Here is a 25,399-nt window from a genome sequence, read left to right on the forward strand (position 1 = left end):
CCGCTCAGCCCTTGACGTAGAGGTAGTAGACGTACTCCGTCCGGTCCTGGGTGCGGAGGTAGAGGGTATAGAAGCCGGTGGTCGTGAGATTGGCCGTCACGGGCCCGGTGTAGCTGCCGTTGAGCAGCACCTGGGCGTTCAGCTTCATCTGGGCGACGGTCTTGTAGCCCGGTTTCAGCGCCAGGTATACCGGGGTGTCGACGCCCTGGAGAGTCAGGCTGGCCGTTCCCTTGCCGAGGGTGAGGGTGCTGCCCTGGTAGACGGTCTGGCCGTTGACGGTCAGCGTGATGGGCGCCTCCCGGGTGAGCACCAGGGTGCGGGTGGCGGTACTGCTGTTGCCGGAAGCGTCCGTGGCGGTGTAGGTGACGGTGTAGGTGCCGGGGGTGATCAAGGTCACGCCGGTGGTGTCCACAGTGAAGCTGAGGCTGCTGTCCCGGTTGTCGGTGACGGTGACACCCTCCCGGAGCAGCACCAGCCCTTCCGCCTGGGTGATGCCCGCCTGGGCATAGACGATCTGGCTGGGCAGGGAGATCACCGGAGGAATGGTGTCGGGCAGCGCCACGGTGAGATAGGCGTACAGGGTGTTTCCGTCACCGTCCACCGCCTTCAGGATCACGAGGCCCGGATCGCTGGGGAGGGTGAAGGCTATCCAGCTACCCTTTGTCACCTTTACAGGGGAAGCGTTCCCCAGGGTGATGTCGGCATCCCGGGTGGACTTTACATAGAAGGTGTCTCCGGCTGTCAGCCCCAGGTCCGCCGGGTCGGTGACGGCGCCGGCGCCGTCTGCATTTTTGGAGAAGGACAGGGCCAGCTTGTCGTCCAGATCTTGGATGTTCAGGGTGACCTGGGTCACGTTGCCCGCCTGGTCGGTGAAGGTCAGGCTGACCTCCCCGTTCCTGGCGGCCGTATAGGTGTGGGTCTGGCTGAAGCTGCTGTCCCTGTCCGCCGCGGTGGCCTCATTGGTGGTGAAGGTCAGCTCCACGCTCCGCTTGTCGCTGCCGTTTACGGTGTAGGTGTTGCTGCCGCCGGGGGTCACGCCGGTCCCGCTGACTGTGACAGTGGGGACCGCGGTGTCGATGCAGGTGACGGCATCCAGGGTGACCTCAGTTGTCTTTCCGTTCCGGGCATTCAGCGTCAGGGTCAGCGCCCCGGCATTGGCGGAGAAGGTGATCCGGGCCTGGTTGGCCGCCACGGCGGCGGTGACGCCGGTGGCGTCCGAGGGCAGCGTCACGCTGCCCAGGGCGATGTTGGTGTTGATGATGGCGGTGACGGCCACGTTGGTGTGGAGGTCGTTCTGGGCAGTTGTCCAACCCGCGTTGCTGTACGTCTGGCCCCGGCTCAGCCACTGGATGCTATTATCGGAGACTTCCAGTTCCGTGGTGTCGATGCTGTTTACCGTGGCCGTGGCGGTGCCGATGTTGCCCGCCGCGTCGGAGAAGCGGAAGATGTAGCTGCCGTTGGTCTGGAACTCATAGTAGTACTGGCCCTGGTGACCACCGGCGGTTTCGTCCTTCTTCAGCAGGTTGGTGTCCAGCACGGTGAAATCGCTGGCATCCGCTTCGCTGGGCACCAGATAGGCCCGGACGGGCGGCAGGGCCAGGTTGTGCTCCCCATTGCCGCTCACATATGCCACGGTGGCGGTGGGGGGCGTCTTGTCCACGGCGGGGAAGGTGAGGGTCAAAGCGGCGGCGGCGTTGCCGGAGGCGTCCACCAGGTAGACATAGACGGGATTGCCGCTCGTGCCCTCCCAGGTGAGGGTGGAGCCGGTGACCGTCAGGCCGGAAATGGGATCGCTGGCCGTGTCATAGCCGGGGGTTGTTTCGCTGCTGCTCTTGACGATCAGGTTCACCGGGGAGTCGTCCCGGATGGAGAATGCCAGCCGGACGGCCTGGCCCGACTGCGTGGACAGGGTGCTGGCCAGTCCGGCGAGGGACAGGTCGCCGGTTGCGATCTGGGAGTCATAGCTGTTGATCTGGCTCCAGCCGCCGCTGCTCTGGATATAGAGGCTGACGGTATACTCCGGCGCCGTGGTGTCTGCCGGAGGCGTGGTTTCGCCGGTTTCACTCACCACGGCCCAGGGCAGGGTGGCGGTGACGGTTGTGGTGTTGCCCACCTGGTCCGCCACGGCAAAGGAGTAGCTCTCGCCCAAGGCGGAGCCGATTGGGAACACATGGCTGGTCTCCCCCACCAGCAGCTCCGCACATTGCAGGGCGGCGGTCACCGGGCCGGTGACGCTTTCCGCGCCGCTGCCGGCGTTCAGCAGCTGGCCGTCGGGGCCGTAGAAGGCCACGGTGACGGGCTCCACGGCGTTGTCGATGTTGGTGACCTCCACGGTGTAGGTCTCCTCCCCCATGGTGATGGTCACCGTGTCGTTAGAGGCCAGCACTAGGGTGGCGGTGGAGCCAGAGATAGTGCCATTGCCGTTGTTTTCCGAGGTGACGGCGGTGATGGCAGCTTCCCCGGTGACGGTGGCGGTGAGGGTCACCGGTCCACGGGTAGCAGCGGTCTCCGACAGGGCCACCGTCAGGTTCTCCCCGAAGGGGGAGGCGGTGATGTCCTTGGTGTACAGGTTGCCAAACACATCCTCATACTGGATGGTGGCGCTGTTGGTGTACACCGGCAGGGTGTGGGTGGTGGCAACGGTGCCGGCGGTATCGGTGGGCACCGGGTCCAGCACCCGGATGGGCAGGTCGGAGGTGAGGGTCACCTGGCCACCGCCGCCGCTGGCGGTGACGGTGGGCTCCGTCGCGTCATAGGCGACACCCGAAGAAATCGTATAGTAGGCATGGTTGTATTGATCCTTATCTACGCACGCATTGCCCAGATTGTCCTGGCAGGACAGGGTGATCTTCACCGTGTCGCTGGTGGTGCCATAGGGGTACTGGCCGTAGATGAGCAGGTCTACACCACGTGTCTTGCCGTCTTCCGTGTCATTATAGGTGGTGGTGTCTTCCACCTTGTAGATGCCGGCATAGCCCGCGCCGCTGCCGGTCCAGGTGCCGTTTGGGATGATATTAGGCAGGGGCGTGGTGACGGTGGTGCCGCCGGTGTATTCGAAGGTGAGGGCGAAGCTGCTCAGATCCAGCCCCTCGGAGCAGTCGTTGCTGCTGTCATAGTCCGAAACTACCGCTGTCAGGCAGAAAGTGCCTTCGCTCACCGTTACATTGCTGCCTTGGTAGAGGGTGACCCGAGGCGGCAGGATGTCTATGTAGTATCTCGGGTGGACCGTCACTGTGGTAAAGTTGCCGTACTCGTCCATCAGCCGGAGCAGGGGGCTGTCTTTCCAATTTTCCGCCAGCTCCGCCCGGGTCAGGTCCAGGCCCAGGTTGCTGTCCAGGGTAACGGTGATGAGGTTGGTGGATGTCTCCATATTCGACTTGGTAGCCGCCAGGCGCAGGGTGCGGCCGTTGAGGGCCAGGGCCTCCTTCGCGTCCTCGCTCAGGTCTGTGAGCTGCATCCGCAGGCCGCCCGCCCCGTTGGGGGTGAACTCCACTTCAAAGGTGGGGTCGGCGTTATGCACCGTGATGATCAGGGTCTTGGCGGCGGTGTAGTTCCCGTTGGGCAGAAGGGCCCGGTACCGGACGATGTTTTCCCCCTCCATCAGGTAGAGCGTGGTTGCGGAGGACGCCCCCTCGCTGTACATCTGGAGGGTCAACGGGGTGTAGTTCAAAAGGGCTGGGTAGTTCTTAACATGGACGGCATTTTCGCCTAAGCTCTCGTTCCAGATATCGAGGGACACCGGTCCGGTGTTATAGAGGTTCATCTTGGTCGTGGGCGCGACAAAAGAGTCAAAGTACAGTGTGGCATTGCTCGAACCGGTGAACCCCAGGGAGATCTGGGTGGCGTCTTCGCTCAGTTCCACCGTCCGGAATGCCCTGCTCGCGCTGTTGTTTTGATTCAGTTTGGTGGGGCCAAATTCATCGCTGGTCAGGTCGTACATATAGAGCTCGGGGCCTGTAAACTCCTTGGTGGTGCCGTCCAGATAGGTCAGGGACACCTTCACCTGATACTTGCCCGAGGTGTTGTACAGGGGCACGGAGATGGGGTAGACGATTTCCGCGCCGTTCTCCGGCTTTTGGAAGAACTGCTTGCTGCCCGGCACCTCAATGGTGGGATCATTGAATTTGTCCGGGCCCATGAGCTCAATGTAGGAGGCATCGTAGTTGATGTCCTGCAGGGCATAGGCGTCATCCTGCTCGGTGGTCAGGGTGATGGGTACCCGCAGGCCGGTGAGAGTCTGCACCATCTGGGAGGATAGTTGGTTTACCAAAGCGGCGGTAACATCCTTGCCGTTGCTGTCCTGGGGCGTGCCGATGGTGACGGTATAGCTGGAGCCGGTCAGCACCTTCATATGGAAGGACTCCACCTCGCTCAGGGAGGCGACGTTGACCGTACCGTCAGCGTCAGCGGCGGCAATAGCGGTCTCCCAGTCGCTCTCCCGCAGGGTGAAGATGGTGACCGGCAGGTCGCCGTAGGCGCTGGAGGTGGCCCAGCCGCTGCCGTCGGCCACGTAGCCGCTGAGGGTAACGGACTTGTCGGTTACAGTAATACCGGTCACAACGGCGTCGGGCGTGGCGCTGAATATATTTTTCCCGCTCTCGCTGCCCGCCACGGTATAGAGGTTATAGTGCCCCGCGCCGTCGCCCAGCACGGCCACCGTCACCAGCTCGTTTCCTTCCGCGCCGCCGCCGCCCTGGTTGCCGGGGGCCGACAGGGTCAGGGACGGGCTTCCCGTGGCCACCGCGGGGTCGCCGCCCAGGGTATAGCGGTTGACGGTGGTCAGGTTGTAAGTATATTCCTGCGTCTTGGTATTGAAATTTCCGGCCTTATCCTCAGCGGTGACCGTCAGGGTGGCGCTGCCGCTCGTATCCGTGGTGGTATAGGTGGCGGTGCCGGAGAAGCTGGCGGAGGCATTGCCCGAGTCGAGCAGTTCAGACGCTTGGGCTTCATTCCACTGCACCGTCACGCTTGCCAGGTGGGTGCTGTCGCTCACCGAGAAGGGGACGGAGATCTCCCCCTTGCCGGAGACGGTGAAGGTTGTGGGCAGGCTGATCTCCGGGCCGGTCTGATCGAAAGGAATGTCATAATCCACGGTATCGGAAGCTGTATTACCCGCATAGTCTTGGCAGGTGATGGACACGGACAGGGGCATCTTGCCGGTGGCGGGGTCGGTGTCCCAGCTCAGATTGCTGCAGCAGATATGCAGATAATAGGTATCGTTGGTGGAAGCGGGCAGGGGGTAGGTGGGCTGCTGATAGCTCAGCAGCCGGTAGGCGCTGTTATCCTTATCCGGCGCGGCGGCATTATTGGTAATGCAGTAGCGCACCGTGAAAGCGGTGGCAATGTCGATGCCCAGGGCGACCTCCTGCCCCAGAGCCACGCCGGAGCCGACCGCATCCGTCACAGTGAAGGGAATGGTGACGTACCGGCCGTTGCCGCTGGGTTCTACGTTTTTTACATTGACTTGCCCATCCAATATGGTCACCCCAGGCGGCGTCACGTCCAGCCCCAGCTTCTCCGCCGGGGTGGGGATTTCGGAGGAGCGGGACAGCATATTGCCCGCCGGGTCGCCCAGCTGGCCCCCGCCCAGCACCTCCAGGGAGACGATGCTGATAGCGTCGTCCTCCAGGGTCATCCCGGCGGCGGGCCGGAAGGACTGGAAGGTCAGGATGGTGCTGTTGCGCACGTCGTTGACGTTGTCCATGGCGTAGGATACGCTGCTGAGGCCCACCTCAACGGAGTCTCCATCGCCGTCCTTCACGTTGAGGACGGCGGTGACGCCGCTGTTCTTGGTGAGCTGGGCGTAGCTGTCCCCCGTCCACAGCCCCACCTCTTCATTCAAGGTGAGGGTGAAGGCCAGGTAGTCCCCCACGCCGGCCCAGGTGGCGGAGGGGGTGATGTCGCTGGGCCAATTCCCATCGGTACCAACCTTGTAGCCCTGGGTCATGTTGCCCTGGGCGTTAAGCCGGGTATAGCCGGGGGCCACGTCGTCCAGGTACAGGCGGCTGTCCAGTTCCCGGCCGCTGGCCCAGCTGAGGGGGTTGCCCGCCAGGTCGGTGACCAGGCTGTTGACGGTGAAGCTGCCATTGTCCATGGGGCTGCCGTTCTCGTCCAGCAGCTTCAGGTCATAGCTGTTGGTCATCCAGCTCTGCTTGCCGGGTTCAACGCTGACCACGGTGTAGTCCATGTTCTGCCCGCTGGGTACGGTGTAGGAGAAGATCAGCTTGCTGCCGGTGAGGGCATAGAAACCGGCCTCGATGGACGAAGCGCTCTGGCCGGTGGAGGTGCTGATGAGATCCAGGTTCAGCTTCAGATCATTGTGGGCCACGCCGTCGGCAAAACGGATGGGCTCGCTCATCTCCAGGGTGAGGTAGAGGGTCTCCCCGCCCTTGTAGGCGGTGCGGCTTATTTTCTCGCCCGTCCCATCGCTGAGGTAGATCCCGGTGAGGGTGGGCGCTGCCGTGTCGGTGAGGTAGATGTAGACCTTGCTCACCTTGGAGCTGCCGCAGGCGCAGTCGGTGGCGCCCATGCGGAAGCGGAGATTGGTGCCCCCGGAGGTGAGCACGCCGCTGCTGGTGTAGGTGCGGGCCACCCCGTCCGGGTCATCCGAGCTGTTGATAATCTTCAAAATGGGGGAGGTGTTGTAGCCGGCGTACAGATAGGCCTGGGCCCGGTCGGTCAGGTCCTTGTGCGTGCCGAAGTGCATATGCCGGTCCGCCGTCAGCGAGGCGCTGATGGTGGCGGAAATCTGCATGGTGGGGAGCAGCTCCTTCAGGACGTCCCCCATGTCCTCCCACTGGTAGGTGGTCCACCACTTGCGGTTCTCGCTGTGCATATAGGTGCTGGCGGGGTCCAGAACATTCCGGTTCCCGCCGCTGACGCTGACGGCGTTCTGCTCAGTCGTCCATTCGGTAAATTTGCCGTCCACATGCAGGCCGTCCGCCGTCAGCACCTCGGTGCGGACAAAGCTGCTGTCGTTGGCCGCCTGGGTGGGCAGCAGGTAAGCGCCCACCACGTCGGGGTGGTAGCCACCGACCGGGTCCGCCGCCCGGGCGGGCAGGGGGCCCACCAGGGACAGAATCAGGCTCAGGGTCAGAATCAGGCTGAGCCCGCGCTTTCTTCCTTTCATTCCTCAAATCATCCTTTCTTTCGCTGCTTGTTTCGCTCCGCCCAACGGCTGAGCCCTTCCCGCAGCATTTCCTCGGTCAATTCGCCCTGCACGAAGTAATCGGCCCGCAGCCGATAGGCCTGCAGGGAGAAGTCCAGGTCGCTGCTCCAGATGAGGGCGCAGCGGGGGCAGAGCCGGCGCAGGTGTTCGGCGGCGTTCAGCCCCGCCACTCCGTCCATGGCCAGCACCACCCCGTCCGGCGGAGAGGCACGCATGGTGTAGTAGAAGTCCTCCAGCTCCTCCGGAGCCTCCAGGCATGGGAAGTATCCCATGCGGGCCAAATGGTCTCCCAGCTGTCTGCACAGCCGCATTCGGGTGTCCGGCGAATGGCTCAGTACCGCAACCCGATGCATGTTCCTCCTCCTTTCGGCAAACCTGTGGTTTTTCCCTGTTTTTCTTCAGGCTCCGGCCTGAAACAGCAGAGGAGCCCCGCTCCTCTGCGCACTGACAGCATTATGGTATGCTTTGAAAATTGTCGAGGTCAAGGCATCTGTCCCGAACTGTAATTTTCCGGCCTGAATTGTAGCCACAGAAAAAATAATTTGCTATATTATTATCATAAAGGAAAGTACTGCCCGAAGGCCGGGCCGGAGAGGAGGGCAACCATGCGTCTGGCTGTAGTGGATGACAATCCCCGGGATCGGGAGGAGCTGCTGCGCTGGCTCAAAACAGCGCTGAACCAGCGCCGGAATCCGGTGGAATACCTGGCCTTTGCGGATGGGACCTCCTTCCTGGATGCCGCCGTACGGGAGCCCTTTGATCTGGTTTTTCTGGATATCTACATGGAGGGGATGGATGGCGTGACGGTCGCACGCACGCTGCGGGGGTTTGATCCCGACTGCGTGCTGGTTTTTACCACCACTTCCACCGACCACGCCCTGGACGGCTATCGTGTCCGGGCCCTCCAGTACCTGGTAAAGCCCTACCAGATGGCGGAGGTGGAGGAGGTTCTGGAGGAAGCGCTGAACCGCCTACCTCCGGAAGATGCGGTAATCCGGCTGCACATCGGCCGGCAGGAACGTCTCCTGGCGCCGGGGGAGATCCTGTGGGCGGATCATTTCCGGCATCAGATCCACATTCACCTCAGAGATGGAACGGAGACCGCTGTCCGCATGACGTTTGGCGAATTTACCGAGCTGCTCAAGGAGGAGCGGCGTTTCCTGGTGTGCGGCCGCGGCGTGCTGGTCAATCTGGAGCATGTCCGGGACTTTGACGGCGCGGCCTTCCTACTGAACGACGGCACCCAGGTGCCGGTCAGCCGCAGCAGCAGCGAGAGCGCCCGGGCGGCCTTCGGAGAATTTCTGTTCCGGAGGGGGGCGATGCGGTGAATCAGGCTGTACGCGCCGCGCTGGAGCTGGCGGTAACCGCGCCCGCGGGGCTGCTGTGCTTTCTGGCGTTGGGGGAGCATCTGCGCATAGGCAAGGCCCGGCTGGCCCTGCTCTTCCTCCTAGTGCTGGGGGTGTGGGTCCCGGCGGGCGGCTGGCTCTGCGGCCGCCTGGGCTGGGGGAGCAACGTGCTGCTGCTGCCCTCCCTGCTGGTCTTTGCCCTGATCCTGCGGCGGCTGTGTACCCTGTCCGCCTGGAAGTCCATCAGCGTGTTCCTGGGCGTCTGCGGCGCCTTCTCCTGCCTGGCCAATCTGTCCAGCGTGGTAGACCTCTGGGTGGCACCCGATAACCTCAGCGTCTGGTTTTCCCTGCCGGCCTGCCTGGCCTATAACGGTTTCTGCTGGATATTCGTTCTGGCCATGTGGTATCCCGCCGTCCACGCTGTCCGCCATCTGCTCCGGGAGATGGAAATGCCGGGTACCTGGTATGTGTTCTGGCTGCTGCCCCTGGTCCTCACCCTCCTCAATGTGGTCATTCAGCCCATGGGCATCTATGGCCCACCAGCCGGCCGGAACCTCTTTTTCTTTTTCGTCGTGGAGCTGATGCTGCTGTGTCTGCTGCTGCTGTGCTACCTGATGTTCTACCTGATGGCTCGGGGCCTTGGGGAAAATCTGCGCCTGCAGCAGCAGAACCAATTCCTGCAGATGCAGACCAGCCAATATGAAAACCTTCAAGCCACCATTGCCGAGACCCGCCAGGCCCGCCACGATCTGCGCCACCACTTTACCGCCATCGACGCGCTGCTACGCCGGGAGGAGTGGCAGGAGCTGTGTGCCTATGTGGACGCCGCCGTGGCGAGCCTGCCTGACACGGAGCTGAATTTGTGCGAAAATCCTGCTGTTGACGGGGTGGCGGGCCATTATGCCACCCTGCTGCGCCGGGAGGGCGTACCTGCCGAGTACATTCTGGATCTGCCGCGCCTGCTGCCTGCGGATGAAATGGATGTATGCGTGGTACTCTCCAACCTGCTGGAAAATGCGCTGGAGGCCAGTCTGTGCCTGCCCCCTTCCCATCGCTGGGTGCGGGTGCGCGGGGAAATTCATGGAAATGCCGTGGTGTTGCTGGAGGTGGAAAACGCTTACACCGGCGAGATCCTGGAGGACAAGGGCGGGTTCCATTCCTCCAAGCGTCCGGGACATGGTATCGGTCTGCAGTCGGTGCGCCGTATTGCCGCAAAAAATGGCGGCTACTGCAAGTTCCAATATGACGGGACGGTGTTCCGCGCTCAGGTCATGCTCCGGGGAGAGCACTGATGGTGAGGTAAGGTCTGACACCATGGATTCTCGCCCCATTATTTAACGGATTAGCTATTATACGCAAATGGGCGGCGGAGCCGCTTCTCATAGCCGGTTGCCCACAGGCGTGAGCCCTGACGCTGCAGCTAAAAAACCGCTGAAATCGCAAGATTTCAGCGGTTTTATTCTGCTTTTATGTGCTTTTTGGTGATTTCGTTTCTGGAAAATTTTCGTTGCCCCAGACAATGCCACATGCGGGAAAATGCGTGGAAAGGGCCGGAACGCTCTGGAGAGAGTCAGACGCTGCCGGAGAGAAGTTTCCCCATGGTGTTGACCGCAGCTTTCTGGTCCGAAGTGGTCACGTGAGCCCAGGTATCCAGGGTAAACCCGGCGCCGAAAGAAGCCGCACAGCGACCCACAGGGGCAAACAGTGAGGAAACTGCATAGGCCATTGCAGTTCCTCCCTTGCACAGTTATTCTCTTACAGATCCTTTTCTGCATTCCTTTTTAGCAAAGCCGTAATCCTCAATTCTTGAGCGCCGTCACAGGCACCACAAACACCCCGTCCGGCCGCTGATAGGCCGCGTTGGCCATGCCGCACAGGACGCACAAGACTGCGGGTGGCTTGCCTTTGGGATCGGCTTCGATTTGCTTTTTAATCTCCAGCAGGTTTAACGCCGCGGCGTCAATCTGATTGGCTCCCAGTTTAATCTCGAAAGCACACCACTGGCCATCCGGCAACTCAACCACTGCATCGATCTCTTGGTTCTTATAGTCCTGGTAGTGGTAAAGCTGCGCCCCGAAGGACTCGGCGTAGATCCGCAAATCCCGCTCACACAAAGCCTCAAAGAGAAAGCCCAGTGTCTCCAGATCCCCCAGCAGGCTGGCAGGTGTGGCCTTTAGCAGGGCGCAAGCCAAAGACGGATCAGCAAAGTGCCGTTTCTCTGCCTGCTTCACCCGTACAGAGGAACGGATGCCGGAGGAGAAGGGCGGCTGATTGTCGGTAATAAACAGTCGCTTGAAGATGTCCAGGTAGGCTGCCACCGTGTTGCCGTCAATATCCTCGACATCCACAGCCTTAATGTCCTTCATCAGCGTTTTATTGGTGGCAGTGGTACTCTCATTCCGGGCCAGCGAGCGCAGCAACAGGCGCATTTTCTGGGTATCCCGCTTCACACCGTCCATGCGGTACACATCATCGTCGATGACAGCATCCAGGTATTGGGCCGGAAGCAGTGCCGCCTGCTCCAAAGTCAGGCCCAGACTTCCCGGCCAACCACCCCGAATAATCAGTTCGATCAACTTTTTCAAATCCACCTCACCGGTCATGGCGGGGGTCAGTTTCCCCTGGCACAGCTGCTCCAGGGATACCTTGCCTCTGGAGTCCCCGGATTCCCACAGGGACATGGGGCGCATCCGCAGTCGGGCGATCCGTCCCGCGCCGCTGTGGAGAATACCTTTGTGGTTCGGGGTGGCGGAGCCGGTGAGGATGAACTGCCCCTTTTGTGCCGTCTGATCCACTTTATAGCGCACCGCGTCCCAAAGAGGTGGTACTTCCTGCCACTCGTCGATCAGCCGGGGCGTCTCTCCCTCCAGCACCAGAGCAGGAGACAACTCCGCCAACTGACGGTTCTGAAAGTTTCCGGCGGGGTCGCCGATGTAGATCTCACTCTTGCTGTGATAGGCGGAAGTCCATGTCTTGCCGCACCATTTTGGCCCTTCCACGCACACGGCACCGAAGGCGGACAGGTATTCTTCCACCTGCTGGTCAATAATGCGGGGCTTATAGATTTGTTTGTCCATGGCAGTCACCTCAATAATTCAGTGAAATCATTATACTCTATTCAGTTAAATCTTACAACTCCATTCAGTCAGATTTTTGATTTCGAGTGTGCTCAATTTATTTTGTTGGGTCAAGGATAATTACGCTGTGTCCCAATTTCTGTGCGTAGCGTATGGTCGCCGCTGTGCCGCCCCGATACTCGCCGTTATAGACGGCCAGCAGAACATCAGAGTGAGCGGCCAGAAAGTGATTGCGCTCCAGCATACAATTTTTTCGGAAGATCCGGCTGACATAAATAATGGAATCCGCCTGCGCCAGAATGGCGTGATAACGGGCCTGGGACGCAGCGGACCACTCCGTTTCCTGCCCCTTATAGGGAAGAATGCAGTGCAGTTTGATACAGGGGTATTCGGCCCGCAGATTTAAGACAATCTCTGCCGCCAGCAAGTCAATTCCTTCGGCCATTCCGGAGAGGAAATCCGTCACCCCCTCTTGAACCAGTGAACGAATCTGCCGCTCCAGCGCAACTTTCAGTGCGACGCACCGTACATCTGTCTCATTGTAGCCCCAGGGAAGTTTTTTCGGGCGGTGACCGGTGAACGCACAGGTTTTTCTTGCTTTCTTCAAAAAATCATCTCCCGTATTGAGTATGGGGATTATATCCCCTTAATAATGCGGATTATAACCCCCATACTGTATGGTGTCAATGATGGGGGAATGCAGATGATTGTATTTGATAATTTATGGGTGCTGATGAAGGAAAAGGGTGTCTCCACCTATCAGCTGAGAGAAAAATGCGGCATTGACAGTAAAACCATCCGCCGTCTCCGAGCCAACGATAATATGGAGACCAAGACTTTGAACAAGCTGTGTGCCGTTCTGTCCTGCGAGATCGGAGACATTGCCAAATATATCCCGGATGATCCGGCATGAGGCCGCTTCTACACATAAGCTGTGGAGGCGGCTTTTGATTTTCTGTCGAAAGAAGTCGAGAAATTTTTCAATCAACATCATATATATGGCTAAATTGCATTGATAAACACAATATATTGTGGTATATAAAAATTACGATTGATTCTTTGCGCGTACTCGGTGGAACTCCGGGGCAGGATTCACCTGTGAGCGAGAGGGACATCTCGCATTGCGCACGCTGTTAGGTTTGTACGTTTTAGCCGTTTTCCGCCAGGGCAATGCCCTACGGCTTGTCTCCGTTTCAGTGGACAACAAGGGAACCATGTTCATCGGCTGTCTTTTCCTTTGATGCTGTGGTGCTGCGCCGAAGATGTTGACTTCTTCGGATGGCCATGAGAAAGAATACGAGCACTTGTTTGAGGGTGCGAAAAGTTTACTGCCTGTGTAGATCAGGCACAGAAGGAACTTTTCGCACCCTCTTTTTGTGCGTTCATAGCCCCGCACTCCCGTTGGGAGTTGCCCCAGACTCTGCCAGTCTGCGGTAAGGTGCCAGAAGAACTTATCCTAAAACATGGCCGTCTCCCTTCTCCGCGTCGAGGTGTGCGGAGTGACTTGGGGGGCTGCACCTCGGAGCCTGTGGCAGCAGGCTCACCCCTCTTTGTTCCGGCACAGTGCCGGTTCGGCAGCAAAGAGGACGCAATTCCCCTGATCCCAGCCGGAGGGATCAACAGACACACGCAGGCTGTGGTTCTTTACCGCAGTTTGCAGCCGAGTTTCAGCGGTTGTGTCGGCAGTCGTCATCGGAGCAATGCCCTCCGATGGCAGGGTCTATCCCCATACTGCACTCGTACTGACCAGGTTCCAACTGAAAAAGAGACAGAGATTCGCCGTTCATGGCTCGCTTCCTGGAAACGCCTCTGCTGCAAGGGGTTCCGAAGCGATTGCCCCCAGGCTCCAGGAAGATTTTCCTGGAGATCCGGCGGAAACAGACGGCTCTGCCAAGGGGCGAACTGTGCCCATCCGAACTACTTATGAAAGAAAAGGAGCACTTTATTATATGACACGATCCATTCAAAACAAGGGTCTCTATCTGGCCCTGGTGAGCCAACTGAACAAGTTAGCCCGCCATAATCGTCAGGGCAGTTTCCGCACCAAGGATCGCTATTACGAGGCGTGCAAGCGGTTCTGCGGCTATCTGGCTGATGAGTACCACCTTCAGAAACTGAGCAACATCAGCGGCAAGCACCTTGTTGGCTATGTGCTGTATTTACAGGAACATGGGAAGTCGGCTTCCACCATAAAAACGGATTTGGCAGCCATTCGCTTCTTCCACGACAAAATGAGCAACCCCAAATATGCGCTGCCCACCAACAGCGAACTGGGAGTCGAACTGGAGCGCCGACGCTTCGGCGGTGTGGACCGTACCTGGAGTACAGAGGAGTTCAACCACATGCTGGGCAAGGCCCTGGCCGCGGAGCGTTGGGATTACATTCTGGCTCTCTACCTGGCCCGTTACGCCGGGCTCCGCATCCACGAGTGTTTCCGCATCGACACCGCCGCGGCAAAGCAGGCCCTTCGGGAGAATGCCGTCACCGTCAAGGGCAAGGGCGGCAAGATCCGCACCGTCCCCATCAACGAGCAGATCGCCATTGCCCTGCGGCGTCAACTGACACACACCCAGCGGGGCCACAAGTTGCTGGTACCGGACGATATGCCCACCGACCAGGCCATCCACCGCCTGCAGCTGTTCATCGTGGCGCATCGAAACAGCATTCAAGTAAAATCTGACCTTCCCCTGACCTTTCACGGACTTCGCCACACCTTTGCAGCGGAGAAGTATAAGGAACTGATGGACAAGGGCATGGGCGCTCTGGACGCTCACTTCACGGTGTCCCGGCTGCTGGGCCATGAGCGGGCGGATGTAACCAATATTTACCTGGCTTCGCTGTCCACAAAGAACATGAAGGACAAGCATTGACGCATATACTGCCTTACCAAGGAGGAGGGTATGTGCGTTGGGCGTTATTATGCATTATCCGACAACTCCGGAAAAGCAGGAAGAACTTTCCAAGAAAGTTGCCGCCGTCCATGCGCAGACGGTCATGGAACAAATCAAAGCCATGCCCTGCCCCGTGGAGCAGAAAGCGGAGTTGATTGAGGCAATCAAGCGAATACATCAGCAAAGGGATGGGGCATGACCCCATCCCTTTGTGTTATCCTCTGACTTTCAGTCTGCGCCATGTCTGCTTGCAGATCTGTACCCTGTCTCGTTCCCATGCTTTCAATGTATCAAGGGGAACCCCAAGCCGCCTTGCATACTCTGCCTGGGTCATCTGACGCCGCCGGCGCATTTCTTTGATCTGCTGTCCCTGCCCATTGTAGAGGAACAAATTAAACTCGTCCAGCAAATCCGTGACCGGCACGGCGAACAGCTCCGCAATCTTCTGCATCTTCTCGATGGGGTAGTAGTCCCGCTGGGTATTCTCATAGCCGGAATATGTGCTGCGAGCCAGACCGGCGTAGTCTGCCACATCTCTTTGCAGCAGACCATGCTGGTATCGGTACCACCGCAGCTTGTCCGCTATATTATCGATTTGAGTTGGATCTGTGTAGACAAGATTGAACTTCTCCGCCTCCACCAGCGTGTGGGGCTGGACAAGCCGGAAACTATGAATATACAAGGGCGCGTAACTGACCACATCGAGAGCATAGCGTGTCATGACTACCATGTGTTCCGTAGGTTGGCAAAACACCCTCCATTTATCCCTTAAGTCGGTGCGATCCGCCACATGATGGGGCAAAAGGTCCGCTGCGATAGGGTAGCATTCTCAATACACCGGCTGGCATAGGTGGCTAGGCGCACGTTCTTGTCCGGCTTGAAGGTGGAGATGCCCTTGATGAGCCCAATAGTGCCGATGGAGATCAGGTCATCCTGGTCGTCTGTCTGGGTGTAGTATTTCTTTATGATGTGGGCCACCAGGCGGAGATTGTGCTCTATCAGAATATTCCGGGCCTCCAGGTCTCCGGCGGCGCAGCGCTCCAGGTACATCCGCTCCTCCTCCGCCTTCAGCGGACGCGGGAAGGAGCCTCCGTTCCCCCCTGAGAGCCGCAGTGTGACAAAGAGTCCGTTGAGCATCAGAAGCAGCCATGCGGTAAGCATACCATCACCCTCCATTTTTCTTCATGGTAAGTATCCTATTCTCGCCCGGCACGTCCTTATGTGCCACCCCTTCTGACAAAGAGCCGCCCGGATGCATTACATGCGTCCGGGCGGCTCTCATAGTATTCTATTTACTTACCTGCGGACACGCATTTGCGAATCGGGAGGAGCAGAAGAAGCAGGCTGACCCCCAGCAGGATATGGCCGATGCCGGCCACACCGGACAGGGCGCCGTTCATGGCGGAGGACAGGTTGGTCCCCAGCACCTGAGTCACACCCCGGAGCAGGAAGGTAAGGCCGGTCAGGTTCAGGCCCACATGGTACACGACCAGCACCTTCCCCGTCCCTGCATCGGAGAAGCCAATCGCCTTTTCCAGCAGCAGGAGCAGCAGGAAGAAAGCCACACCCAGCATGAAGTAGTGGGGGTGGATGGCGGAGAGCACAGTCCGGCCCTCAAAGCCGTTGAACTTGGTAAATTCCCGGTAGAACACGCCGAAAAGCATAGCAATCACAGCGTAGACCACGGCAGTATTGGCATATCGCTTCATAAAAAATTCCTCCTTATTTCTCGTTCTTCATGGCCTGGTAGCCGATGAGCACCGTCCACACGTAGGCGCAGGTCTTGGGAATCATCAGCATACCCACCATGGGCACGGCGTCCGCCCAGAGGACCACCGGGATATAGAACCCGAAGCTGAGGACGATGGTCAGCCACATCCAGCGGAAGGCATGGTCATTCCGCTCCTTGGCGCTGCGGTAGAAGAGGACAATGATCAGCATGCCCAGCAGGGCGAAGGGGATGTTCCGCCAGATACCCCAGGACAGGGGAGCGGAGGCGCTAAGCCAGTCGTTCTGAGGCATCATGCACAGGATAATCCGCAGCCCGGCCAGGATGTACACGGCGGCGGTGATGCCGTTGCGGCCCTTGATCTGATAGCGCTGACGCCAGACGTAATAGAGAATCACATAGAAGATGGTCATGGTGATGGAGGTGATCCACTTGCCTAGTCCCAGGGGCACGGTGTAGTTCTCCAGGCCGGTGGTGCACAGGGCCAGCGCACGGGGTACCAGGTGGAAGGAGTCTCCCGCGCCCAGCACCACAGCCATCACGCCGAAGAGCCGGTACTGGCTCCGGCCTTTGCTGCCACGGATCATGAGAATGCCGATGGTAATGACGGAAATAAGATAGACCGCGTCAAACAGGGTCTCTACAATTGCCTGCATAATGAATATTCCTTTCGTTCCGTTTTGCTTTTTGATTTATATCAACCGCACGCTGCCGCGCGGATCGCTCTCCCGTAGTTGCGGCCGAACAGGCATCCCGCCAGCAGCAGGGATGCCCCCAGGCCCGAGTAAAACACGGCGATGAACCGCTCCGGCGCCAGTCCGGAAGCCCGCAGGCCAATGCCCCCGGTCATCATCACCGCCATGATGGCAAAGGCCTTACCGTCGAAAAATTTCAGGAAGAACTGGGGCTTCTCCTCCATACCCGCGATGCGCCCAGTGTGCTTTTTCACCAGCTTGCCAAACACAAAGCGCTGGAACAGCCCAAAGACCACGACGGACAGCGGCAGATTCACCACAGTCACGTAGGCCGGGTAGGCCATCAGGCCAATCCGCAGGATATTGAACCCCGCCGCCCCCCACACCAGGCAGGCCAGCAGCAGGAGGGTATTCTTCTGTACTTTCACGAGATATCACTCCTTTATCTGAACATTGTTCATTTTGTTTCCAAAAAAGACCCGGTCCCAGCGTCCGGCCTCTGGCCGGGCGCGTGGGAGCACGGGATATTTTTGATTGCAAGGGTTCCAAAGTCGGTCAATAGACTGTTCTGCGGATCAGCTCCAAAACAGAGGCGGGGTTGTAATCCCCCCGGAGAAGCGCGGATAAAAAGAGGGAAAACAGGATATCCGCAAACTTTTCTGCTGTAAACTCCTCGTCAAAGGCGTCGGGTCTCACCTTGGGGTCCTGCTTCAGCACAACGCCCAATCCATTCAGGATGTGCTGCCACGTCTGCTCCATCCGCTGTCTGCCGTCGGACTTCTCCATCCCCAGAAAACCCATGGAGTGGAGGTTGAAGAATCCCGGGTACTGCCGGCAGCCGTATTCCATGCGCTGATAGATCCAGGAGACACAGGCCAGCGTGTCCCGGAATACCTCCTCCTGCTCGGGCAGGTGGAAGATATCGCACCAGACGCTCTCCACCGTGGCGGACACCAGGTCGGCTTTGGAGTCGAAGTAGTTGTAGATAGACCCCACAGACACACCGCAGGCCCCAGCCACAGAGCGGATGCTGATGGCGGACCAGCCCTGGCTGCGGATCAGCTCCCGGCTGGCGGCAAGAATTTCCTCTTTGGATGTGACAACGGTATTCATGGTCCGACCCCCCCCAATATGAACGATGTTCATTATAGCGGCGACACCCCATCCTGTCAAGTATCCCGCTCAAATTTTTTCTCTCGCCCTATGCCGTTGTATCCGGCATGAAAATCACGTATAATGAGGGTATCCTCTGCCGTCAGGCTATTCCACCGAGGTGATAACCATGGACAATCCGGAACATCTGCTGGCCCATACCCTCCCCTTTTGGCCGGAGCTCAGTCCGGAAGAGCAGGATACGCTGAAACGGAGCGTTCTGCCCTCCACCGTACCCAAGGGCACGGTCACCCACCGGGCGGACCAGGAGTGTCAGGGCCTGCTTCTGCTCCTGTCCGGCCAGCTGCGGGTGTATCTTCTGTCCGAAGAGGGCCGGGAGGTCACACTTTACCGGGTGAGAGCGGGAGAACTGTGCGTCATGTCCTCCTCCTGCCTGATGGACGCCATTGTGTTTGATGTGCTCATTGAGGCCATGGAGGACACCCAGGCTGTCACCATCCCGTCGGCCATCCTGTCCCCCATTCTCCAGAACCACCCCAGGGCTGAGCTTTTTCTCTATAAGACAGCCAGCGAGCGGTTCTCCGATATCATGTGGACCATGCAGCAGATTCTCTTTATGGGCATTGACCGGCGTGTGGCCATCTTTTTGTGGGATGAGATGCTGCGAAACGGCCCTGTCATCCCCCTCACTCACGACGAGATCGCCCGCTGCATCGGCAGCGCCCGCGAGGTGGTCACCAAGGTGCTCCGCTACTTCTCCCAGGAGGGCATCGTATCCCTCAGCCGGGGCAAGGTCACGGTCATTGACCGGGAGAAGCTGCGCGCCCTGACCTGAAGTGTAAGACAGTCACATACACCGCCCCCCGGTTTCGGTATACTGTACTGGAATTGGGGGGCGTCTGTCTGCCCGCCTGAAATCAGAGAGTTTTGGAGGTCTGTATGCTGTCAAAACGAGTTGCTGAGGTGGATCGGTCGCGGTGCGTGGCCTGCGGCGCCTGTACAAAGGAATGTCCCAGAGCGGCTGTGGCAGTCCATCGGGGCTGTTTTGCCGCAGTGGATCCGGTCCGCTGCGTGGGGTGCGGAAAATGCGCCAGGGTCTGCCCTGCGGACTGCATTACACTGATGGAACGGGAGGGTCAGGCATGAAAAAGACACATTGGTACGACTATCTCTGGCTCTGGTCCATTCTGTTCTTTGCCCTGGGCTTCTTCAACATTCTGTTCGCCTGGCTGGGCATGATCGACTTTCTCCTCCCTCTGGGCCTGGCCATTTTTGGTGGAAACAAGTTCTTCTGCAACAACCTGTGCGGACGGGGACAGCTCTTCTCCCTGCTGGGCGGACGGCTGAAGCTGTCCCGCGGAAAGCCTGCGCCCCGCTGGATGGCCTCCAAGGGCTTCCGGTACGGCTTCCTGGTCTTCTTCCTGGCCATGTTCGGCAACATGCTGTTCCAGACCTGGCTTGTCTTTGCCGGAGCCTCCTCCCTGCGTGAGGCCATCAAGCTCTTCTGGACCATCCGGGTGCCCTGGGGCTGGACCTATACCGCCGGTATGGTCCCCGACTGGGTAGCCCAGTTCAGCTTCGGCTTTTACAGCCTGATGCTCACCTCTCTCCTCATCGGCCTCATTGTCATGGTCCTCTACCGGCCCAGAACCTGGTGCTCCTTCTGTCCCATGGGCACCATGACCCAGGGCGTGTGCAAGCTCCGGAACCGTGAAGGAAAGGAACAGGCCTGACATACCGCGGATTCTGTGCTATACTGGGGGTACATCACAGCGGAAGGGGTATGGATATGGACGCCATTCAGGAGAAGCTGTTTGCCCTCCAGGACTTGAACTACCGGCAGTTTCAGGCCAAACTGATGCCCACCGTGGACCCGGAGCAGATTATCGGCGTGCGGATGCCCGCTCTGCGGAAGCTGGCAAAGGAGCTGAAGGGCACCGCTGAGGCAGAGTCCTTCCTTGATGCCCTCCCCCACCGGTACTACGACGAGAACAACCTCCACGGCCTGCTCCTCTGCGCCCGGTCCGGCTACGAGGAGACGGTTGCCAGACTGGACATTTTCCTCCCCCATGTGGACAACTGGGCCACCTGCGACCTGCTCTCCCCCAAGGCCTTCCGTGCCCACCCGCCCCAGCTCCCGGAGCAGATCCGCCGCTGGCTGGACAGCGGGGACACCTACACCGTCCGCTTCGGTCTGGAGATGCTGCTGTCCTTCTATCTGGACGAGTGCTTCCGCCCGGAGTACCTGGACTGGGCGGCGGAGGTGAAGAGCGAGGAGTACTATGTGCGGATGATGGTGGCCTGGTACTTCGCCACCGCCCTGGCCAAGCAGTATGACGCCGCCCTCCCCTATCTGACCGGCCGCCGGCTGGAGCAGTGGACCCACAACAAGACCATCCAGAAGGCAGTGGAGAGCTACCGCATCACCCCGGAACAGAAGGACGCGCTCCGGGCTCTGCGGTGGAAAAACAGCTGAAAAAACGGAAGGCCTCACGGCCTTCCGTTTTTTATATTGTGGATGCTCAGCCCTTCAGCTGCTCCGCCGCCTTGATGAGACGGAGGACGTTATCAGCCGTGAGGGTCATGTTCTCCACGCTCTTGTGGCGGGAGACCGAGAAGTCCTGGGGCAGACGGTTGATGGAGAACACGGCGGTGACGCCCATGCCGTAGGCAGGGTCAATGTCGTTGTCCGCGCCGCCCACAATGACGGTGACGGGCACGTTCTGGAGCTTGGCCCGCTTGGCCACGCCGATGACCACCTTGCCCCGGAGGGACTGGCTGTCAATCTTGCCCTCGCCGGTGAAGATCATATCCGCGTCGGCAATGACGTCGGCAAAGCGGACGGTATCCAGCACGGTCTCAATACCCATCTGGAGCCGAGAGCCGAAGAAGGCCACCATACCCGCACCCATGGCGCCGGCGGCACCGGAACCGGGCATGAGGGCGATATCCTGGCCCAGGTCCCGCTTGATGACCTCGGCCAGATGCTTGATGCCCTCGTCCAGGAAGAGGACCATCTCCGGGTCGGCGCCCTTCTGGGGTCCGAACACGTGGGCCGCGCCGGTGGGGCCATACATGGGGTTGTCGATGTCGCACATGGTGACGATCTCCACGCCCTCCAGGCTCTTGTCCCGGCCGGACATGTCGATGCGGGCGATCTCATGGGTGGTGCCGCCGGTGGGGACAAAGGTCTCGCCCTTGTCGTTGTAGAACTTCACACCCACAGCGGCAGCCGCGCCGCAGCCGCCGTCGTTGGTGGAGCTGCCGCCCAGGCCCACGATGATCTTCTTCACGCCCTTGGCGGCAGCGGCCAGAATCAGCTGGCCCACGCCGTAGGTAGTGGTCTTGCGGGGGTCCTTCCGGTCCTCCACCAGGGGCAGACCGGCACAGGCGGCCATCTCGATGACGGCAGTCTCGCCGTTGTCAATGAGGCCGTAGAAGCCCTCCATATCCTCAAAATAGGGGTTCTTGACGGTGACCTTCACCTTCTCGCCGCCCAGCGCGGTGAGGAAGCAGTCCACGCTGCCCTCGCCGCCGTCGGCTACGGGGATGGACACCACCTGGCAGCCCGGGAAGTGCTCGGCCACCTTGCCGCCGATGATCTCGCAGATCTGGGCGGAGGACAGGGTGCCCTTGAAGGAGTCGGGAATCAGGACAACTTTTTTCACATTTATTCCCCCTGAAGTGTAAAACCCCGCCGCCGCACCTGCGGCGGCGGGGTTTTCTTTGAATTTTATGTCTGGCCGGTCAGGCTCAGATGACGATGACGGACACGCCGTCGGGGATGGCGCAGACGCTGGCGTTGGGATTGCCCACGATCTCCTCGGCCTTCTTCATGGCCTCCTCCAGGGAGTGGGCGGGCACCATGTGCAGGTCGGACACCATGTCATCGGGAGCGTCGGAGATGTAGATGACGGTGGCGCGCATCAGCAGGCGGGCGAAGATCTGGGACTGCCACTGGTCGATGCGGGTCTGGTCCTTGGGGGTGGCCAGGAAGGTGGCCATCATCCGGTTCAGGTCCTTCTCCTCCTTGAAGGTCTTGTAGAACTCGGCGCCGCCGTGGCCGTCGTTGGACTTGGCCAGCATGATGATGACGCCGCCCTCCTTGACAGTGGCCTCGGCCGCGGTCATGCCCTTGACGGCCTGGTAGATGTTCTGATCCAGGGGGTAGCCGCCGTTGGTGGAGATGACGATGTCGCTCATGACGGAGTCCACCTTGCACTTGGAGCTGAGGAACTCACGGCCGGCAATGTGGGCCTGGTCCACGTCGCCGGAGACGGCGTAGATGACCTCCTTGTCGGAGTTGATGACCACGTTGCAGATAAAGGCCAGGTGGGCGGCACGGGCGGCATACAGCATGTCAATGTGGATGGGGTTGCCGTCCACGATGCCGGTGCGGGCCCGGTCGCTGGCGATGAACTCGGCGTTGTGGTTGTAGATGACGGTCTTGCGGCTGGCGATGCCGGGCAGCACGCTCTTGCGGCCGCCGGAGAAGCCGGCGAAGAAGTGGGGCTCAATAAAGCCCTCGGCCACCAGCAGGTCGGCCTCCACAGCCAGGCGGTCCACAATCAGCTCGCCGCCGGAGGGCAGCTTGCCCAGGCTGACCTGGGTGGGATCGTCGCAGTCGTGGATGACGATCTTCTCTTTGGCCACGATGTCGGGACCGAACTTGTTGACCAGCTCCTCCTTGGTGGTCTCACGGTGGCAGCCGGTGGAGATGAGGATGGTGATGTCGGCGTCGGGGTTGCCCTTGCGGATTTCGGCCAGCATCTGGGGCATGATGATCTTGCTGGGCACGGGGCGGGTGTGGTCGCTGGCGATGATGACAACCTTCTTCTTGCCCTCAGCCATAACAGACAGCTTGGGAGTGCCGATGGGGTGCTCCAGGGCCTCGCGGACCAGCTCCTCCTGGGACAGCTCGGGCTTGTAGTGGTGCATCTCAGAGGTCAGGACGGCGCTCAGCCGCTCCTGGGGAATGTCAATGGAAAGGGTCTCCTTACCGTAGGGAAACTGAATGACGGGCATGGGTATTTCCTCCTTCATTGTGTTGGACGGTAAAACAGGGCGGCGCAGGCGCCGCGCCCCGCGTAAGAGAGAATGGCGGGGAGCGGTCCTGATCGCCGCCCCGCGTACGACCGTCTGTTGTTTCTCAGAGCTTTTCGCCGATCTCAATGGCCTTGAGCAGGCTGTCCTCTTTGGCAATGCCCTTGCCCGCAATGTCAAAGGCAGTGCCGTGGTCCACGCTGGTACGCACCACGTCCAGACCGACGGTGATGTTGACACCCGAGTCAAAGGCCAGCATTTTCAGGGGAATGTGGCCCTGGTCGTGGTACTGGGCCACCACCATGTCAAACTCCCCCTTCACCGCCCGCAGGAACACGGTGTCCGGCGGAACGGGGCCGGTGACGTTGATGCCCTCGGCCTTGCAGGCCTCAATGGCGGGGCCGATCTCCTTGATCTCCTCGTCGCCGAAGATGCCGTTCTCGCCCGCATGGGGGTTGAGACCGGCCACCGCGATGCGGGGATTCTCGTAGCCCACCTTTTTCAGGGTGTCCCAGGCCAGGTGGATCACGTCCATCTCCCGCTCCTTGGTGCACAGGTCGCAGGCCTGGCGGAGGGAGACATGGGTGGTGACGTGGATAGCCTTCAGCTTGTCGCTCCACAGCAGCATGGCGAAGCGGTCGCCGTGGGTGAACTCGCCAAAAATCTCCGTGTGGCCGGCGTAGTTGTACCCGGCCAGGTGGAGGGCCTCCTTGTTGAGGGGCGCGGTAACCACGGAGGTGATCTCCTTGGCCAGAGCCGCGTCAATGGCCGCTTTCACGTAGAGAAAGGCACACTTGCCGCCTGCGGCACAGACCTTACCCACCGTAATGTCCTCCAGGGCGATGGGGTTGGGGTCCACCACGTTGAGGCAGCCGTCTGCCGCCTCCGCTGCGTGGGAGACAGTACGGATGGTAAAGCCGTGGCCGAACTTCTCGTTGTAGTGCTCCAGCAGCGCCGCGCTGCCGAAGACCAGGCAGCGGTCCAGGTAGTCGCTTCTGGTTTTCAGTGCTTTCAGAATGATTTCCGGGCCGATCCCGCAGGGATCGCCCATGGTAATGCCGAAACGGGCCATTACTCGGGGATCACCTCCTTCAATTTTCTCAGTGCAAAGGTGATGGCGTCCTCCTTGCCGAAGGCGCCCGCCTTGGTGACCACCTTCAGCCCGGCGAAGGGACCGCCGGACAGGCGCATCATGGGGATGCCCACCGCAATCTCGGTGACAATGGAGGAGCCCAGGCTCCGGGCCTCCATAAAGAAGCCCAGTGCGGTGTCTCCGCCGGTGAGGAACATGCCGGAGATGGGGGTCTGCTCCAGGATGGCCCTGATCATCTTACCCATGACCATCTGGGTGTAGCCGCTGACCTGTTCCCGGGTCATGTTCAGCTTCTCGCCCACCGCCACCGAACGGTCCAGCTCAGCCCGGTTGCAGGAGGCGGAGGAGGCCAGGATGGCGTCCTTGCCCTCCTTCAGCAGGGCAACGGTCTGCGCCACATAGGTCTCCAGCTTCTGCTCACCGGTGAGCAGCTCGGGGATGGGGACGCTGACCAGGGGGATACCCTCCCCGGCGGCGAAGTTGACCTGCTCCCGGCTGACGGCGCTGACGCTGGCCACCACGGCCAGAGCGGGGGGCACGTCCACCTCCACGCCCAGCAGGTGGTCCGCCATGGCAGCGGTACCCACCCACAGCGTCCGCTTGCCGGTGGCCACCGCCGCCTGGATGACGGAGCGCAGGTCGGCATTGGTGGCGCTGTCGCAGGTAAAGACCCGGCCGCCGGAGAAGTCGATCTCCCCAGCGGACACCTGGTCCTCGGAGATGTGGGTCACCGGCTCGTCGTACACTGCCTCCAGCAGCTTGGTGATGTTGTCCTCGGTGACGGGGGTCTTGGGGTCCTTGGCCAGCTCGGTGCGGGTGATGGGGATTCCCTTGAGCAGGTGTACGCCCCCCACCGTGGTACGGCCCAGGTCGGGCAGAGCGGGGGCAAAGACCACCAGCTCGCTGCCGTACAGCTCGTCCACAGCCTTGATCTCGGCGGCCACGCTGCCCCGGAGGGTGGAGTCCACCTTTTTCATCACCCGGCCGAAGGCCGTCAGGTCCACGCCTTTCAGACCGGCACGGACCGCGGCGGCAGCCTCCTCCGGCCCCAGCGCCCTGGACTCGGTGTCCAGGACGAAGGAGCCCTCAGAGGCGATAAATTCGCTGGAAAAAACCACGCTGGTGGGAACGCCCCGCCGCTTCAGCTGTACGCCCGTGTCATTGGCGCCGGTAAAGTCATCCGCAACAATCAGATATCGGTTCAACGGTGTCCCCTCCTATGTAGTATGAATGTGCTGTTGTGT

Annotated in this window: 23 protein-coding genes and 1 pseudogene; 9 read left to right on the forward strand and 15 right to left on the reverse strand. The window is 60.1% G+C overall.

Annotated elements, in window-relative coordinates; all coding sequences use genetic code 11:
* Positions 1-4: 4 nt before the first annotated feature.
* Positions 5-7,129 (reverse strand): immunoglobulin-like domain-containing protein, encoded by a 7,125-nt coding sequence (locus tag ACOX7T_RS12835; RefSeq protein WP_433443392.1) that lies wholly within the window; start codon positions 7,127-7,129, stop codon positions 5-7.
* Between the two features lie 8 nt (positions 7,130-7,137).
* Positions 7,138-7,521, reverse strand: coding sequence for a response regulator (locus ACOX7T_RS12840; RefSeq protein WP_433443395.1), 384 nt, complete (start codon positions 7,519-7,521; stop codon positions 7,138-7,140).
* A gap of 252 nt (positions 7,522-7,773) precedes the next feature.
* Here ACOX7T_RS12840 and ACOX7T_RS12845 point away from each other — a divergent pair, with 252 nt between their 5' ends.
* Entirely contained in the window at positions 7,774-8,496 is a 723-nt protein-coding gene (locus tag ACOX7T_RS12845; protein WP_433443397.1) for a LytR/AlgR family response regulator transcription factor, read from the forward strand.
* Positions 8,493-9,806: a sensor histidine kinase gene (locus tag ACOX7T_RS12850; RefSeq protein ID WP_433443400.1), complete on the forward strand. Its 1,314-nt coding sequence runs from the start codon at positions 8,493-8,495 to the stop codon at positions 9,804-9,806. Before ACOX7T_RS12845 ends, ACOX7T_RS12850 begins: the two co-directional genes overlap by 4 nt.
* Before the next feature lie 278 nt (positions 9,807-10,084).
* Here ACOX7T_RS12850 and ACOX7T_RS12855 read toward each other — a convergent pair whose 3' ends face one another.
* The 3 genes from ACOX7T_RS12855 to ACOX7T_RS12865 all read right to left on the reverse strand — a co-directional run bounded on the left by ACOX7T_RS12855 (position 10,085) and on the right by ACOX7T_RS12865 (position 12,198).
* Positions 10,085-10,240: a hypothetical protein gene (locus ACOX7T_RS12855; RefSeq protein ID WP_158098697.1), complete on the reverse strand. Its 156-nt coding sequence runs from the start codon at positions 10,238-10,240 to the stop codon at positions 10,085-10,087.
* Positions 10,241-10,313: 73 nt separating this feature from the next.
* Positions 10,314-11,591 carry an ATP-binding protein gene (locus ACOX7T_RS12860; RefSeq protein WP_433443402.1) on the reverse strand — a complete coding sequence of 426 codons (1,278 nt, stop codon included), beginning with the start codon at positions 11,589-11,591 and terminating at the stop codon, positions 10,314-10,316.
* 97 nt (positions 11,592-11,688) lie between these two features.
* The gene (locus tag ACOX7T_RS12865; RefSeq protein ID WP_433443405.1) at positions 11,689-12,198 is read right to left on the reverse strand and encodes an SLOG family protein; all 510 of its coding nucleotides are present in this window, start codon (positions 12,196-12,198) and stop codon (positions 11,689-11,691) included.
* Between the two features lie 96 nt (positions 12,199-12,294).
* Here ACOX7T_RS12865 and ACOX7T_RS12870 point away from each other — a divergent pair, with 96 nt between their 5' ends.
* The 3 genes from ACOX7T_RS12870 (at position 12,295) to ACOX7T_RS12880 (ending at position 14,681) form a co-directional block, all read left to right on the forward strand.
* Complete coding sequence (locus ACOX7T_RS12870; RefSeq protein ID WP_158098696.1) at positions 12,295-12,504, forward strand: helix-turn-helix domain-containing protein; 210 nt, start codon at positions 12,295-12,297, stop codon at positions 12,502-12,504.
* A gap of 1,036 nt (positions 12,505-13,540) precedes the next feature.
* Entirely contained in the window at positions 13,541-14,461 is a 921-nt protein-coding gene (locus tag ACOX7T_RS12875) for a tyrosine-type recombinase/integrase (RefSeq protein WP_433443407.1), read from the forward strand.
* Positions 14,462-14,498: 37 nt separating this feature from the next.
* Positions 14,499-14,681 carry a hypothetical protein gene (locus ACOX7T_RS12880; protein ID WP_087262208.1) on the forward strand — a complete coding sequence of 61 codons (183 nt, stop codon included), beginning with the start codon at positions 14,499-14,501 and terminating at the stop codon, positions 14,679-14,681.
* 15 nt (positions 14,682-14,696) lie between these two features.
* On the opposite strand, the gene ACOX7T_RS12885 is transcribed toward ACOX7T_RS12880, so the two are convergent.
* From ACOX7T_RS12885 to ACOX7T_RS12910, 6 genes and pseudogenes are all read right to left on the reverse strand, one after another.
* Complete coding sequence (locus tag ACOX7T_RS12885) at positions 14,697-15,203, reverse strand: helix-turn-helix domain-containing protein (RefSeq protein WP_433443411.1); 507 nt, start codon at positions 15,201-15,203, stop codon at positions 14,697-14,699.
* Positions 15,204-15,298: 95 nt separating this feature from the next.
* Positions 15,299-15,643 (reverse strand): annotated as a pseudogene (locus ACOX7T_RS12890) (sigma factor); the annotation flags it as partial.
* 131 nt (positions 15,644-15,774) lie between these two features.
* Positions 15,775-16,191: a DUF2871 domain-containing protein gene (locus ACOX7T_RS12895; protein ID WP_433443414.1), complete on the reverse strand. Its 417-nt coding sequence runs from the start codon at positions 16,189-16,191 to the stop codon at positions 15,775-15,777.
* Positions 16,192-16,204: 13 nt separating this feature from the next.
* Complete coding sequence (locus tag ACOX7T_RS12900; RefSeq protein WP_433443417.1) at positions 16,205-16,867, reverse strand: hypothetical protein; 663 nt, start codon at positions 16,865-16,867, stop codon at positions 16,205-16,207.
* Between the two features lie 41 nt (positions 16,868-16,908).
* Positions 16,909-17,334 (reverse strand): hypothetical protein, encoded by a 426-nt coding sequence (locus ACOX7T_RS12905; RefSeq protein WP_433443420.1) that lies wholly within the window; start codon positions 17,332-17,334, stop codon positions 16,909-16,911.
* Between the two features lie 127 nt (positions 17,335-17,461).
* Positions 17,462-18,019, reverse strand: coding sequence for a TetR/AcrR family transcriptional regulator (locus ACOX7T_RS12910; RefSeq protein ID WP_433443422.1), 558 nt, complete (start codon positions 18,017-18,019; stop codon positions 17,462-17,464).
* Positions 18,020-18,188: 169 nt separating this feature from the next.
* On the opposite strand from ACOX7T_RS12910, the gene ACOX7T_RS12915 reads away from it, so the two are divergent.
* The 4 genes from ACOX7T_RS12915 to ACOX7T_RS12930 all read left to right on the forward strand — a co-directional run bounded on the left by ACOX7T_RS12915 (position 18,189) and on the right by ACOX7T_RS12930 (position 20,495).
* Complete coding sequence (locus ACOX7T_RS12915; RefSeq protein ID WP_433443424.1) at positions 18,189-18,854, forward strand: Crp/Fnr family transcriptional regulator; 666 nt, start codon at positions 18,189-18,191, stop codon at positions 18,852-18,854.
* Positions 18,855-18,958: 104 nt separating this feature from the next.
* Positions 18,959-19,165, forward strand: coding sequence for a 4Fe-4S binding protein (locus tag ACOX7T_RS12920; RefSeq protein ID WP_433443426.1), 207 nt, complete (start codon positions 18,959-18,961; stop codon positions 19,163-19,165).
* Positions 19,162-19,752 (forward strand): 4Fe-4S binding protein, encoded by a 591-nt coding sequence (locus ACOX7T_RS12925; RefSeq protein ID WP_433443428.1) that lies wholly within the window; start codon positions 19,162-19,164, stop codon positions 19,750-19,752. The genes ACOX7T_RS12920 and ACOX7T_RS12925 overlap by 4 nt, the downstream gene beginning before the upstream one ends.
* Before the next feature lie 50 nt (positions 19,753-19,802).
* Positions 19,803-20,495 (forward strand): DNA alkylation repair protein, encoded by a 693-nt coding sequence (locus ACOX7T_RS12930; RefSeq protein ID WP_433443430.1) that lies wholly within the window; start codon positions 19,803-19,805, stop codon positions 20,493-20,495.
* Between the two features lie 46 nt (positions 20,496-20,541).
* Here ACOX7T_RS12930 and ACOX7T_RS12935 read toward each other — a convergent pair whose 3' ends face one another.
* The 4 genes from ACOX7T_RS12935 to ACOX7T_RS12950 all read right to left on the reverse strand — a co-directional run bounded on the left by ACOX7T_RS12935 (position 20,542) and on the right by ACOX7T_RS12950 (position 25,360).
* The gene (locus ACOX7T_RS12935) at positions 20,542-21,687 is read right to left on the reverse strand and encodes a glycerate kinase family protein (RefSeq protein ID WP_433443432.1); all 1,146 of its coding nucleotides are present in this window, start codon (positions 21,685-21,687) and stop codon (positions 20,542-20,544) included.
* A gap of 85 nt (positions 21,688-21,772) precedes the next feature.
* Complete coding sequence (gene larA, locus ACOX7T_RS12940) at positions 21,773-23,044, reverse strand: nickel-dependent lactate racemase (RefSeq protein WP_433443434.1); 1,272 nt, start codon at positions 23,042-23,044, stop codon at positions 21,773-21,775.
* Positions 23,045-23,168: 124 nt separating this feature from the next.
* Complete coding sequence (gene pdxA, locus ACOX7T_RS12945; protein WP_433443436.1) at positions 23,169-24,134, reverse strand: 4-hydroxythreonine-4-phosphate dehydrogenase PdxA; 966 nt, start codon at positions 24,132-24,134, stop codon at positions 23,169-23,171.
* Positions 24,134-25,360, reverse strand: a complete 1,227-nt coding sequence (locus tag ACOX7T_RS12950; RefSeq protein ID WP_433443438.1) for a four-carbon acid sugar kinase family protein — start codon at positions 25,358-25,360, stop codon at positions 24,134-24,136. Before ACOX7T_RS12950 ends, pdxA begins: the two co-directional genes overlap by 1 nt.
* Between the last annotated feature and the right edge of the window lie 39 nt (positions 25,361-25,399).

This window comes from Pseudoflavonifractor sp. (genome assembly GCF_050943825.1).
GTDB lineage: Bacteria > Bacillota > Clostridia > Oscillospirales > Oscillospiraceae > Pseudoflavonifractor.